General features: G+C 58.5%; 14 protein-coding genes. 7 read left to right on the top strand and 7 right to left on the bottom strand.

Annotation, left to right across the window (positions count from 1 at the left end; genetic code table 11):
• Positions 1-35 precede the first annotated feature (35 nt).
• The 7 genes from A3AY_RS0132615 to A3AY_RS0132585 all read right to left on the bottom strand — a co-directional run bounded on the left by A3AY_RS0132615 (position 36) and on the right by A3AY_RS0132585 (position 6038).
• Positions 36-677, bottom strand: a complete 642-nt coding sequence (locus tag A3AY_RS0132615; protein ID WP_018329866.1) for a response regulator transcription factor — start codon at positions 675-677, stop codon at positions 36-38.
• A 463-nt stretch (positions 678-1140) separates the two neighbouring features.
• On the bottom strand, positions 1141-2199 hold the full coding sequence (locus A3AY_RS0132610; RefSeq protein WP_018329865.1) for an adenylate/guanylate cyclase domain-containing protein: 1059 nt from the start codon (positions 2197-2199) through the stop codon (positions 1141-1143).
• Between the two features lie 257 nt (positions 2200-2456).
• Complete coding sequence (locus A3AY_RS0132605) at positions 2457-2903, bottom strand: SRPBCC family protein (protein ID WP_018329864.1); 447 nt, start codon at positions 2901-2903, stop codon at positions 2457-2459.
• Positions 2904-3094: 191 nt separating this feature from the next.
• Positions 3095-3826, bottom strand: coding sequence for an amino acid ABC transporter ATP-binding protein (locus A3AY_RS0132600; protein WP_018329863.1), 732 nt, complete (start codon positions 3824-3826; stop codon positions 3095-3097).
• The gene (locus tag A3AY_RS0132595; protein ID WP_018329862.1) at positions 3819-4466 is read right to left on the bottom strand and encodes an amino acid ABC transporter permease; all 648 of its coding nucleotides are present in this window, start codon (positions 4464-4466) and stop codon (positions 3819-3821) included. The genes A3AY_RS0132600 and A3AY_RS0132595 overlap by 8 nt, the downstream gene beginning before the upstream one ends.
• Positions 4463-5167: an amino acid ABC transporter permease gene (locus A3AY_RS0132590; RefSeq protein ID WP_018329861.1), complete on the bottom strand. Its 705-nt coding sequence runs from the start codon at positions 5165-5167 to the stop codon at positions 4463-4465. The genes A3AY_RS0132595 and A3AY_RS0132590 overlap by 4 nt, the downstream gene beginning before the upstream one ends.
• A 67-nt stretch (positions 5168-5234) precedes the next feature.
• A complete protein-coding gene (locus A3AY_RS0132585) occupies positions 5235-6038 on the bottom strand; it encodes a transporter substrate-binding domain-containing protein (RefSeq protein WP_018329860.1) in 804 nt (267 codons plus the stop codon).
• A 274-nt stretch (positions 6039-6312) separates the two neighbouring features.
• Here A3AY_RS0132585 and A3AY_RS0132580 point away from each other — a divergent pair, with 274 nt between their 5' ends.
• From A3AY_RS0132580 to A3AY_RS36800, 7 genes are all read left to right on the top strand, one after another.
• On the top strand, positions 6313-7335 hold the full coding sequence (locus A3AY_RS0132580) for a LacI family DNA-binding transcriptional regulator (protein ID WP_018329859.1): 1023 nt from the start codon (positions 6313-6315) through the stop codon (positions 7333-7335).
• 488 nt (positions 7336-7823) lie between these two features.
• Entirely contained in the window at positions 7824-8258 is a 435-nt protein-coding gene (locus tag A3AY_RS0132575) for a helix-turn-helix domain-containing protein (RefSeq protein ID WP_018329858.1), read from the top strand.
• Between the two features lie 5 nt (positions 8259-8263).
• Positions 8264-10072 carry a hypothetical protein gene (locus A3AY_RS0132570; RefSeq protein ID WP_026204063.1) on the top strand — a complete coding sequence of 603 codons (1809 nt, stop codon included), beginning with the start codon at positions 8264-8266 and terminating at the stop codon, positions 10070-10072.
• A gap of 24 nt (positions 10073-10096) precedes the next feature.
• Positions 10097-10312, top strand: a complete 216-nt coding sequence (locus tag A3AY_RS0132565) for a hypothetical protein (protein WP_018329856.1) — start codon at positions 10097-10099, stop codon at positions 10310-10312.
• On the top strand, positions 10312-11496 hold the full coding sequence (locus A3AY_RS0132560) for a YcaO-like family protein (protein WP_018329855.1): 1185 nt from the start codon (positions 10312-10314) through the stop codon (positions 11494-11496). Before A3AY_RS0132565 ends, A3AY_RS0132560 begins: the two co-directional genes overlap by 1 nt.
• Complete coding sequence (locus tag A3AY_RS0132555; protein WP_018329854.1) at positions 11493-12233, top strand: TfuA-like protein; 741 nt, start codon at positions 11493-11495, stop codon at positions 12231-12233. The genes A3AY_RS0132560 and A3AY_RS0132555 overlap by 4 nt, the downstream gene beginning before the upstream one ends.
• An 80-nt stretch (positions 12234-12313) precedes the next feature.
• Complete coding sequence (locus A3AY_RS36800) at positions 12314-12562, top strand: hypothetical protein (RefSeq protein ID WP_018329853.1); 249 nt, start codon at positions 12314-12316, stop codon at positions 12560-12562.
• The last annotated feature ends 395 nt before the right edge of the window (positions 12563-12957 follow it).

Raw genomic sequence — 12957 nt, 5'->3', positions numbered from 1 at the left:
AGAATGGGTAGGGCGCGGCCTACCCGTAGGTAGTCTCAATGCGGATTGCGCCGACGCTCTCTGGTGTAAAGCGCAACGGCCATGGCGCGATTGCGCACTTCAAGTTTGTCGTAGAGATTTTTGAGATGATATTTCACCGTATTCTCGGAAATGCCTGTGCGGCTGGCGATCTGGGTGTTCGACCACCCATTGGAGAGCATGCCGAGCAGTTCCGTCTCGCGCGCGGTGAGTTGTTGGAAAGGCGTATTGGAAATTTTTGAGAGCACCGTATAGGGAATGCAGATGCGGCCCTGCATCACGGCGGTGAGCGTCGCAAAGAGAATCTCCGGATCTTCGAACTGGTAGCAGAGCCCGTTCACGCCGAGCCGGATCGTTTCATTGACCATCGAAGGGTTATTGGTATCGGCAAACAGCACGATTTTCGGATCGAAGCCCAGACGGCCGAGATCCGCCAGCACATCCGGAGCCTCGGCATCTTCGAGTTGCCAGGATAGCAGCACACAATCAGTCTCGACCAAGGTAAGTTTCTCGCAAAGCTCGGCTGATGTGCGCGCCGTATCTACGATGAAGAAGCGGGAATTTTCGGAAAACAACCCTCGCAGGGCGGCAATGACAAGCGGATTGCGTTCTGCGATCAGAACACGCCCTACCGCCTCCTGCGACACGGATGAAACCATGCTTTCTCTCCCATTGACGCAAACCTGTTATCGGAACGTAACATTTGAGTGTGCGTTCAGGTCACTGCAGAGCGACGGAAGATATTCAAATAGCCCGTTCTCTCAGCGCTGGCGCATTTGGTTGCTTTTCGCGCGGCGCGGCATCCCGGCGGAGTTATTCGCGGGGCTGTCCAGAGTTTCCAAGGTCGCGTTGGCAGCCGACGAGATCTGCAAACGCTTCACTCCACATCGCGGCCAGTTCCTCTCGTCTATAGGCGATCCGGCGCGCGACAATTTCCAGCCCCGGCGCTTGGGCGCGTCTTTTCAACCCTCCAAGGACAAAAAAGCGCGAACTGGTTGCCCACATAGTCGATCATGGCGGCGCTCGACGCGGACAGAGTAACTTTCTGTCCGGCAACCGCCGCGGGCGGCAAAGGATCCGAAAGCGCCGATCGCGCTCTCGGCCGGAAATGGCGGACGAAACTCAATTTTCAGGCAAGGTAAAAACCGAGCAGGGATGGGCGATACCGCGCAATCGGTGCCTGCCCAGGGACACCAAAGCTGTTGTTGCCTCTACCGCCACCGCGCCTGAGATGAGCACGTTGTAACCAAGGGGCTTGCATAGACCTTCGAGCCGGCTGACCAGGTTGACGGCAGGCCCGATGGCGGTAAAGTCCAGCCGGTCGGCAGCGCCGACATTGCCCCATAATATCTCTCCGAAATGTAGCGCCACACCAAAGGGTAGCGGAGGCAATCTTTGCGTCTGGCGCACCGCGTCGAGATGGGCCATCCCGGCGCGAGCGGCGGCGATCGCGCGCAATGCCGCGTCGCAAGCCTCGCCTTGCTTGCCGGCGACGGGGAAAATCGCCAGCACGCCGTCGCCTATGAACTTCAGCACTTCGCCCCCGAAAGCATGCACCGCTCCGGTGACCCGGTCGAACCAGGCGTCGAGGGCAGCTATCACCGCCGCGGGCTCTGTCGCCTCGGACAGTGCCGTGAAGTCGCGCAGATCGGCATAGAGTAGCGCAGCGCGGATCGTCTCCCCCGTGCCGCGAGACAGCGCGCCGGCCTGTACCCGGGCGGCACTCCGCCGACCGAGATAAGCCTCGAGCAGTGCGCTCAGCGCGCCGCGCGCGGCTAAGGCGGCCAGGGGCGCCGCGGCGAAACGCGCTGCCTGGCGCAGCCGATCGGCCTCTACGGGGCCGAATGGCCGGGCCCCAGCCCAGCCCAGCACCGGACCGTTTGATGCCGAGGGGACTTTGTCCTCCCGCACCGGTCCAAGCCCGGCCAGCCAGTCGCACCCGGCTTGATTGGGGGGGCCGCCGACGAAGCTCAGCGCTTCAATCACCGCCCCGGTTTCCGCCCGCCATAGCCATGTGCGATAGGCGATGATCGGATGGGGCGTTGCGAGCGTCAACGCTCCGCCGGCAAGCGGCAGGCCATCGGCCAGTAGGCGGGAGCCCAACTCGGCCAGGAACGATTGAGGGTCAGGCGAGGCAGCTGCCTCGTCAATCAACCAGACAAGAGGGGCGGGCAAATCCATGCTGAGATCATGCCATGGCGGCCACAGGCTGTCATCCGCTATGGTGGTTGCGCTTCTACCCGTCGGGTTGCCGCATGTGAATACTAGGACCGGGCTCCTTCGGGAAGGGCAATCCGCATGGGTTTCCGCTGTCCCACCGTCCCGTGCCAGGTCGCCATACTGCAGTGGCACGATGTAGTCTCGTCGGTTGCAACGTCTGCGAGCCGCCGGTTAAGCTAGATATCTCAGCGCTCAAAGGCGCCGATTTCGGAGTGCAATTACACCCGTCCAGCCCACGGGTCCGGACCCGGTTTGCCACCGGCGGCAACCTCGGCCAGTCGATCGAGGTAGTGAGCCCAGCCTTCCGCGTGGCCGGCACATTGCTCTGCATTGGGAAGGCCGGAATGAGTCAGGCGCAGAAGCGTTCCATCAGGTTGTTCGATCAGATCGATTTCGACCAGGCTCGATTCAGGAGGAACCACCTCGCTACCGTCCCAGCCGAAGCTGTATGCCAGGCGGTGCACCGGCACCACCTCGCGAAAGGTTCCACGAGCGAAGCGAGCGCCGGTGACATTGACGAGATAAATGCCCCCAGGCTGAGGTTCGATCTGTGCCTCTGTTCCCATCCAGCGCAGAATATTCTCTGGATCGGTCATGAGCGCGAACACCGCGGCGGGCGGCGCCGGGATGCGCATCTCGCGGCGAACGACATTGGGATCTTGCATCGGTCTCTCCCATGTTTGCTTGGCTAGTTCATCTTGGTCGGCGGATGGGTCGTTGGGTCTGCGCTATCGTGGGCCTGACAGAACAGTATGTAGGCGAACGTTCGCCTTCAACAAGGCTCAGCGCTCGCGCCACCGCCGCACGCAGATCCTTGCGAGCAACCGGGGCATGCCGCTTCCCTGTCTTCCGATAGCTACTTGACGTCGGATTTCACAAACTGCCGCAATTCCGGCGTCTGCGGGTTAGCGAACAGTTCCCGGGATGGTCCTGCTTCCCAGATCGTGCCCTTATGCATGAAGATGGTTTGCGTAGCCACGCGGCGTGCGAAACTCATTTCATGCGTCACAAGTATCATGGTCATGCCGTCACGGGCGAGTTGTTCCATCACCATCAGCACTTCCTCTGTCAGTTCCGGGTCGAGCGCCGAGGTTACCTCGTCAAAGAGCATTACCTTCGGCCGCATGGCAAGCGAGCGGGCAATCGCCACGCGCTGTTGTTGCCCGCCGGAGAGCTGATCGGGATATGAATCGAACTTCTCGGCGAGGCCGACGAGTTGGAGCACCTCGCGGGCAATTTGCTGCGTTTCGGGCCTAGTCGCGCCCTTGACGATGCGTGGCGCGAGCATGATGTTCTCGCCGACGGTCAGATGCGGAAAGAGGTTGTAGCTCTGGAAGACGATGCCGACGTCGGCACGCAGGCTGCGCAAGGTCTTGGCGTCACCGCCGAGCGCGTGGCCCGCGATCTCGATCCGGCCCGAATTGATCTTCTCCAGTCCGTTCATGCATCGGAGCAGCGTGCTTTTTCCGGAACCGGACCGGCCGATCAGCGCGAAGACTTCGCCGCGTCCGACGGTGAGCGACACCCCCTTGAGCACTTCGAGCGCACCGAAGCTCTTGTGAACATTTTCAACGACTACTTCAGGCATGAAGCCTCCTTTCCAGCCAACGCGAGAGCTGGGACAATGGGTAACAGACGACAAAATACAGAACGGCAACCGCGATGAAGACGCGGAAGGGCTGGAACGTCGCGTTATTGATCAGTTGCCCGGCACGCGCGAGTTCGACAAAGCCGATGATTGAGGTGATCGAGGTGTTCTTGACCACCTGCACCGCGAAACCGACGGTTGGCGGAAGGGAAATGCGCCCCGCCTGGGGTAGGACGACGTAGCGATACTGCTGCAGCCGCGTCATTGCGAGCGACTCCGACGCTTCCCATTGCTGCTTCGGCACCGCCTGGATGCAGCCGCGCCAGATTTCTGCAAGATAGCCAGATGTGTAAATCGTCATCGATGCGCCCGCGGCAAAGAGCGGCGGCAGTTCAAACCCCGCAAGGCTGAGACCGTAATAGGACAAAAACAGGATCATCAGCACCGGAATACCCTGGATGACCTGGATATAGGTGCCTGCTGCAAACCTAATGGCCTGGACGCTGGAGGTGCGGGCAAGCGCCACTGCAAATCCGAGAAGGCCCCCGCCGATCAACGCGATGACCGTCAGGAGGAGGGTCCAATGCAGCGCTTGCAGCAAAAAGCCGAATTCATCAAAACCAAATGTTCTGAGCGTCATGCCGGCACCTCCGGGAGCACCGTCATCGCCTGCCGGGCGACGCGGCGGCCGAAAAGCCACATGCCCACAAGTGCTAGGCCCGCCCTCAGCGCCAACGCAAGTGCGAGATAGATCAGGGTGACAACGATATAGATCTCGAACGATCGGTATGTCTGTGATTCAACGAAGGCAGCCGAGGCGGCCAACTCATGCGTCGAGATCGCCGAGCAGATGCTCGACGCCAGCATCATAAGCACGAACTGGCTGCATAGCGCTGGATAGACCTTGGCGATGGCCGGCACGATGACGACGTGGCGATAGATCTGAAAACGCGTGAAGCCGAGCGCCTCACCGGCCTCGATCTGGGGTTTGTGGACGGCCTCGATGCCGGCGCGGATGATTTCCGTCGAATAGGCGGCGAGATTGATGGTCATGCCGATCAATGCCGCTGTGTCGGCGCCGACGCGCAGACCAAGGCCGGGAAGCCCGAAATAGACAATGAAGAGTTGGACCAGAAAGGGCGTGTTGCGGATAATTTCGACGTAGGCATCGACTAGAAACCGCACCGTGCCGCCCTGTATGGAGCGCATCGATGCGAGCACGACACCGGCGGCTGAGCCGAGAATGATCGAAAGGACCGACAGCTTGATCGTCAGCCAGATACCGGTGAGGATTTCATCCTGGTACTGCGCAACCACGCCGAATTGGAACGTATAGGACATGAGCAAGCTCCGTCGAAGTTTCGCGGCCTGCCGGCGCCCGTCGCCAGCAGGCTCTTGCGCGACCCGGTTAGAAGGATGGAAGGGTCGGCATCGGGCGGCCTGTCCATTTCATTGCAACCTTGTCGAGATCTCCGGAGATCTTCATCAGGTAAATCGCCGTGTTCAGCCACTGGCGGAGTTCGAAATCCTCCAGTTTCGTCGCCATTGAATTGCCTTGCTGGAAGAAGGTGAATCCCACCTGCAGGCCCGCATCGGGACGCTGTTTGATAATCGCTTCGCCCACGGTCGAGGGCAGAGCAACCGCATCGGCCTGACCGGCGATCAGAGCCTGTGCGCTGGTGGAATCGTCCTCGAAAACAACGATTTCCAGGCCCGGTACGGCCGCCTTGCGCAGTGCAGTCTCCTGCGACGAGCCACGATTGACCGCCACGCGCTTACCCGCGAGATCGGCAAGGCTCGCGAATTTCTGGTCGGGACCGGAGATAATGTCCATGTTGAAGGCGCTGTAAGGCTGCGTGAACATGACGGTCTTGGCGCGCTCGCCGGTTGGTGCCAGCGTCGCGACCAGAAAATCCACTTTGCCGGTCTGAAGGGCTGGAATACGAGCCGGCGGGGTCAGCGGCACAAGTTCAACGGGCAGCGACAGATATCCAGCGATCAGATTTGCGACATCGACGTCATAACCAGTTGGATTGCCCTTTTCATCCACCATCCCCATTGGCGGCGCCCCGGTCAACACGCCGATCCGAACCGTTCCGCGCGAAATGATGTCGTTCAAGGCCGCGGCACCGGCGTCGGCAATCGAAGCCAGGCTTGCGACCCCTATCCCGATCGCGGTCACCGCGGCACGCATGAAATTCGAAATCTTCATTGGTCTTTCCTCCACTTGGGTGATTGCGGATTGCTCCGACATGGAATTCGTTGTGCGACTTCCGTTTCGCGGTCTCGAACCGGTAAGGTTGCTTGCGCAAGGTGAGGATTGGTGGAAGTCGCCTCCATCGACGTTCCCCCGAAACCCAGTCGTTCGGTGCCGCAATATTGCATCCGTGCCGCACTTAGGTTATCGCTAACCTAGGCAAATGTTATCGATAACATTATCGGGCGTCAAGCCCTTTGGCGCGAGGCCTCTTCGGGGAGCAGTGAAGATGGAAGAAGAGCGCGGGAAGGTCGTCACGCTCCTTGAAGTGGCCGCAAAAGCAGGGGTGAGCAGAATGACTGTCTCCAAGGTGATGCGCGACGTCGGAAACATTTCCGAGGAAACACGACGGAGGGTGAGGCAGGCCGCCCACGAGCTTGGATATCTGCCCAATAGCCTCGCGGGATCGCTCAGTTCACGTTCAAGCCGGATGGTCGCTGTGATCATCCCTTCAATCAGCGATATCGTTTTTTCCGAAGTCCTGAGCGGGGTAAACGCGGTCCTTCGGCCCAGAGGCTTTCAGACATTTATTGGGGAATCGCATTTTGATCCGTCCGTCGAAGCTGATCTCATCCGGACGATGCTGTCATTTCGGCCGGCGGGGCTGCTGCTGAACGGTGGGATGGCGCGCAGTGCGGATGCGGAAAGATTGCTGGCAAAACGCAATTGCCCGGCCATTCAGCTTTGGGATTGCGACAACACCGATTTCGATTTTGGTGCAGGTCCCTCCCATGCTGAGGCGGGCCACCTGGTCGCCACGCATTTTCTCGCACGCGGCTTGCGGCGTGTCGCCTATGTCGGCGCCGAGTTGGACAAGGATCTCTGTGCCCGCCGCCGCTACCTGTCCCTGCAGTCTTCGCTTGCCGCCGAAGGCGTCGATCTCGTGAGCATGACGTCCGAAGAGAAACCGAGACAGGCCGATACAGGCCGCGCCTTGGCGGAGCAATTGATCCGGACCCATCCAGACATACAGGCAGTCCACTTCCTCAATGACGCCATGGCACTTGGCGGCTTGTGCTATTTGCACGAAGCGGGCATAGCTATCCCAGACCGCGTCTCGGTCGTTGGGTTTAACGGGACGTCCATTCCCAACGCGGTGCGGACCAAGCTCACAACCGTTGACGTGCCTCGCGTTGCGATTGGCAAGACGGCAGCTCAGGCGCTTTTGGATATACTTGCGAAGGCGGATGTGACTGGATCGTGGCGAGCAGCGATACAGCTGGTTCAGGGCAACACCACTGTGAAGCTTTAGCCACCCGTCGTCTACCGCCTTCTTCCCGTCTTGCTCACACTCGCACAATTGGCGGCGCCTGCACAGCTTAGGTCCGTCACGGGCGAAGGCCGAAAGGGAGGTTCCGCAGCGGCGGGGCGGCGCCCAGTCAGCGCGAGACGGAGCCCCATTCTTGCTCTACTGCGACCGCCCGCCGCATCTCATGTCGCAGCTTTGCGCAACGGGAGACCGCGCCGCCGCTCGGCTTGTATCCCCGCAACCTTATCGCGTCTGCTGGTATTCACACGGCGGGGACGCGCCCCAGTGCCTCGTTGACTGCAATCCTGGTCGACAACGTCGACAGAAGCGCTTCGCCGCGGAACATGGACCGGGTTTAAAGGCCTCGACGCAGGTGGCCGCACGACATCTTCATCGTCTGTGACGGCCGAGCAGTTCTTGCATTTTGCAAGGAAATTGTCATGGTGCTAATCAACGCATGATTGAATACTCGCCATTCGAGGGAGCAAGGGATGACAAATGCCACGCCGCACCAAATCGATATTCACGTCGGCAAGCGTCTGAGGTCGCGTCGTCTTGTGTTGGGACTGAGCCAGGAAAAGCTAGGAGATCACCTTGGCATCACTTTCCAGCAGATCCAGAAGTATGAAAAGGGTACTAACCGAATCAGCGCGAGCAAATTACAGGCTGCAGCGGGAGTTCTAGGCGTTCCGGTCACCTACTTCTTCCAGGATCAGCAGGTGCCGGCGACGGATCTGCAAGAAGTGGACGAGATTGGCGCATTCCTCTTGTCCCGCGATGGAGTAACGCTTAACCGAGCTTTCACGTCGATCAAAAGCAAGAAGGTTCGGCAGACCATCATCACACTAACCAAGGCTCTGGCTGACGCCGATGATCCGAACATTCGTATTGACGACGTGGAGCTCCATTCACCTTACCTTCGGTGAGCGGCGTGTTCCTGCAGACCTTTGGTAGGTTGCGCCTCCTCGATGCTGCGGGGCGGGAGTGCAAATATCCTCGCAAAGGACTGTTGCTTGTTGCCTATCTGGCTACGAGCGCATTTTCTGAAATCAGCCGCGAGGAGGCGGCCGAATTCCTGTGGAGCCACGATGACCGTGCAATTGCATTCACGAATCTGAGAAAGTTGATTTCGCGTCTGCGGGTTGCCCATGGGTCGCTGCTGACGTTTTCGCCGACACACGTTTCCCTCAATCGTGACCACCTCGTCTGTGACGCAGATGTGTTAAAGGTGATGCACCCAACAGAGACTTCGTTGTCGTCTCTCGTCGATTTGATCAATCGCACGTTTCTCGTCGACATGCACGAGCCCGACGGTGTGTTTGCGCGCTGGGTGAAGGAACAACGCCGGAAACAACTCGAACTGATGCGTGCTCGGCTTCTTGAAACGTCTGCCCAGGCATCGAGCGCGACGGAGATCGCAGCGGCACGACAAGCAGCATTCTACATCCTGGAGCGCTTTCCAGACGACCAGCTGGTGCGAGACACCCTTTCGGTGGCCCCCAAAGTGGCTGCCGCCGCCCGCATGTTCGGCGAAATCACGCCGGCGGGCACGGCACAGATAGCAACTGGCGTTATAGAAAGCGCTTTCCAGCCGCAGAAGTTGCCGCGCGTTGCGCTCTTGCCGCCCACGGGAAGTTATACGTCGGGTCTGGATCTTCCCACAGCAAGCGCATTGATTGACGATGTGGCGATAGGCCTTTGTGCCTTGCGTGGCTTATCGATCGTTGCGCCCTATACAGCGGAGCGTATCCGCGCAAGCGATGAGAAGCTTTTGCTCCTCGAAAAGCACCAGATTTCCTACGTGGTCGATACCAAGCTGACGGGCGACGGACTCTTCGTTCAGATCATTTTTGTCCCCTCGGACAATGTGATTTACGCTGATCGCTTCGAAATCGCACGTGGGCTTTTATCATCGCATCGAAAGGCGTTGGCGGAGATTGTCACGGGTCGAATTCTTGCCGAGTTGAAGCGTAATGAGCGCGCCCTCAGTGATTACGAGCACCATCCGGGCGCCTATCAGAGATATCTTCTCGGCGTCCAACAAATGAGCCGACTTACGCTACCGTCCGTGCGCGGCGCCCGAAAGACATTCAGAGAGGCGCTGCAGCAGAATGCCAACTTCTCTCATGCGTATAGCGGCCTTGCCAAAACCTACTCCATCGAGTGGGTTCTCACTGCGCGGGGCGATCCCGAGTTGCTGCGGAAAGCAGAAGAAAGCGCTCGTTCCGCAATCACACGCAATCCTGAAATCGCCTACGGCTACAAGGAGCTTGGCATGGCGAAGCTTTACTTGGGGGAGCTTGATGAAAGTCTCGATGCGCTCGCCCGCGCCGAAGAGTTGAGCCCTCATTACGCGGACGCGATCTATAGTTTCGCCGACTCGCTTATTCATGCATCGCGCCCAAAAGATGGCTTGGAAAAAATTGAGAAGGCCATCGCACTGAACCCGCTTGGGCCCGATGAGTATTTTTGGTGCGCGGCGGGCGCAAGTTATTTCGTCGGTGCATTCGACAAGGCGATCTCGCGGATCCAGAGCATGTCCAATCAGGCGTCAGCGTACAGACTGTTGGCTGCAAGCTGCGCAATGCTTGGCGACAGCAAACGTGCACATCATTACCGCCGCAAGGACAGAATGGCTAATCCTCAATTTGATTTGCAAAAATGGCTCGCTGTAGTGCCGATCAGGGAGCAATGGCAGAAAGAGATGTATCGGGAAGGCCTTGTGAAAGCCGGATACTGAAACGTTAATAAAGGAGAAAATGAAATGTCAAAGGTGGTGATTATCGGATTTCCGGGTGATCCGACACTTTATGTGGCTGACATTGATGCTGGAACGGTCATGCCGATCAGCAATGTGACGGGCGCTCTCGCCTCGGCCAGCCAGCTTCGCGGCTCTGGTGGTGTCGTGGTAAAGAATGTCGACTTCGCAGTTGCCATCGCCTCCGCCGCATCGGTATCGGCCGGTCTTTTCGATACCTGATGTTGGGCAAGGCGGGATGGCCGGACAGGGCATATAGTGCGGCGGAAACCTACTTTCGTGTCGCTGGCTGCCTTGCTGATTTCGGCATCACGCGCGTTGCTCGCCATACAGGTCTGGATCGTATAGGCATCCCGGTTTGGTGTGCCTATGCGCCCAACGCAAAGTCCATCGTCGTCGCCCAGGGAAAAGGTCTTACTGACGAGGAGGCGAGGACATCCGCCGTAATGGAGGCGTTGGAACGGATCGTTGCCTCGGATCCGCACTGTGACATCGTTCGTGCATCAGCCCACACGCTCAGGGTTGCCGGGAAGCGGTTCGACAGACTCCCGAGCCTGATTGCGATCGGCAAGGTAGCGGCTGAGGACGAGGAGGATATTCCTTGGGTCCTTGGCCGCGACCTGATTTCGGGCGAAAAAATCTATGTACCACTCGACGCTGTAGTGCTCGACCGAACGTCGCCCAGTTGCATATATTGGCAATCGTCCGATGGCTTGGCTTCGGGAAACACTTTGGAAGAGGCCGCGCTCCATGGGTTGAACGAGCGCATTGAGCGGGATGCGTACGTACTTTGGCAGGTGACCAGTTTCAAGACGCGGCTTGCGTCATGCATTGATCCGGCCTCTCTCGGGTGCGAGGAAATTTCGTCATTGGTCGCCCCTATCGAAGCTGCCGGCCTGATTCTGAGGGTGTTCGATATCACCAGCGACATTGGCGTTCCTTCCTTCACAGCGCTTATTGCTCCGATAGAGGTGCTCTCCGCTCGGCGGTCGCGATTTGTGGACGTGAATTATGGCGCGGGAACACATCCATCGGTTCACAAGGCGATCTCGCGCGCGATTACCGAAGCGGTACAATCTCGCATGACATTCATTAGCGGCGGCAGGGACGATATCTATCCCCAAGTTTACCGCCAATCCCTGGCCGAGGAAACGCTCAATCTATTGCGAGCACATCCGAGGAATGTGTATCCGCAAGACTTCAAATGCTCCCAGATCGACCGCATGAGTGCAACTGTCGATGTTTTGAGGCGTATGGGGCTGGGGCCGATCCTTGCCGTGAGGCTCAGTGATCCCGCCTGGCCGTTCGCGGTGGTCAAAGTGCTTGCGCCACGATTAGAGAATCCCGAAGGCGCCCGGAGACAGCGCTTTGGCGACCGTGCCCTGTCCAAAGGATCTTTCGGATGAAAATCCTTTATGTCGGCCCGACATTGCCCGATGCGCGCGAGCGAGCCGGTGATATCATTGTCCATGGCCCGGCTATCCAGGGAGACGTCTTCCAAGCCGTGGAGGAGGGGGCCGCTGTCATCGGCATCATCGATGGAGGATTCGAATATACCGCTCCGGTTTGGCATAAGGAGATCCTCTATGCCCTCAGCGCTGGCGTCACGGTTGTCGGGGCGGCCAGCATGGGCGCGTTGAGAGCGGCGGAATGCCACTTGTTCGGCATGATCGGCGTAGGCAAGATTTTCCAGGAATACAGAGATGGAATTCGCGTGGACGATTCGGATGTGGCTCAGGTCCACGGCCCAGAAGAACTCGGTTGGCTTTCACTCAGCGAGCCCTTGGTAAACGTTTGTGCCACGCTTGATGCCTTGGTTGACAGGCAGATCCTCAGTTCCGGAGAAGCCGACCACCTCAGCGCGGTGGCACGATCAATCTTTTTCAAGGATCGCACATGGCGCTCCCTCCTTGAGCATGCAGACCTTATCGACGAGAACAGACGGTCTCCGATTGCGGCGGCTCTTCAGCGTCTGGCAGTCAATCAGAAGCGCGCCGATGCGATAGAGCTTCTCACTGTTATGTCACAGTTTGCTGACATTCGATCAATACCCGAACTGGAATGGCAATTCCAGCGAACAACCCTTTGGAATGAAATGGTGAAACAACATTCCGTAGCGCGCGTGACCGGCAATCTATCTTGAAGTGTGTCACGCCTGTGTCACGCGAAGTTTCCATCCGCTCTGTCTAGGATCAGCGCAACATCATCGTTGCGGAGCCAAAAATGACAGCACAACAGGCCACCATCCCGCTCTCGGAGCTGAAGGTATCGGCGGAGAGCGAGATTGAAGAATTCCACGCCATAACCCGTCTTGTCGTTTTCGCGAGAGAAAGTGCCATGCTTCTGGATGCGGAGCAAACGGTCTATTGTCTTAACCTGGCACTTGAGCAGATCGCTAAGGAATTGCGTCATCGGGCCGATAATTCGTCGGATGTCCTGTCCTATTTTACGGATTGCGTTAAGCGACACTAACTTTCAATCTCGAGCAAGCCACAGATGGAAAGCCGGGCGTTGATTTGCCGAACCGCGCCCGGCGATACCAAGCTCGACTTCAATGACCTGTTGGCACCCAAGCGACGTCGGCGGTAGAGCATGTTGATCCTCGGGATCTACTGGCAGCGATGCCATGCAACCGACGAACCTCTGGCGGGACATGGCGTTCGTCACCGCCACTGGTAGGCAGGCGCCAAAGGCGGATCGCGCTCGCCACGTACGTCCTTATCTCCTTCGATGGTGACACTGGAAGCAAGGGCACCGTCATGCGATATATTGGATCCAAAGTCTGGCTGGGATGCTTTCGCCTGGGCGCGCAAGCTTGTCCACGTGAACAATGAGCGACCTGGACCTTACGGCGATTTTTCGAGCGT

The sequence above is a fragment of the Rhizobium giardinii bv. giardinii H152 genome (assembly GCF_000379605.1).
Taxonomy (GTDB): Bacteria; Pseudomonadota; Alphaproteobacteria; order Rhizobiales; family Rhizobiaceae; genus Pararhizobium; species Pararhizobium giardinii.
This window is presented reverse-complemented; position numbering and strand designations above follow the sequence as displayed.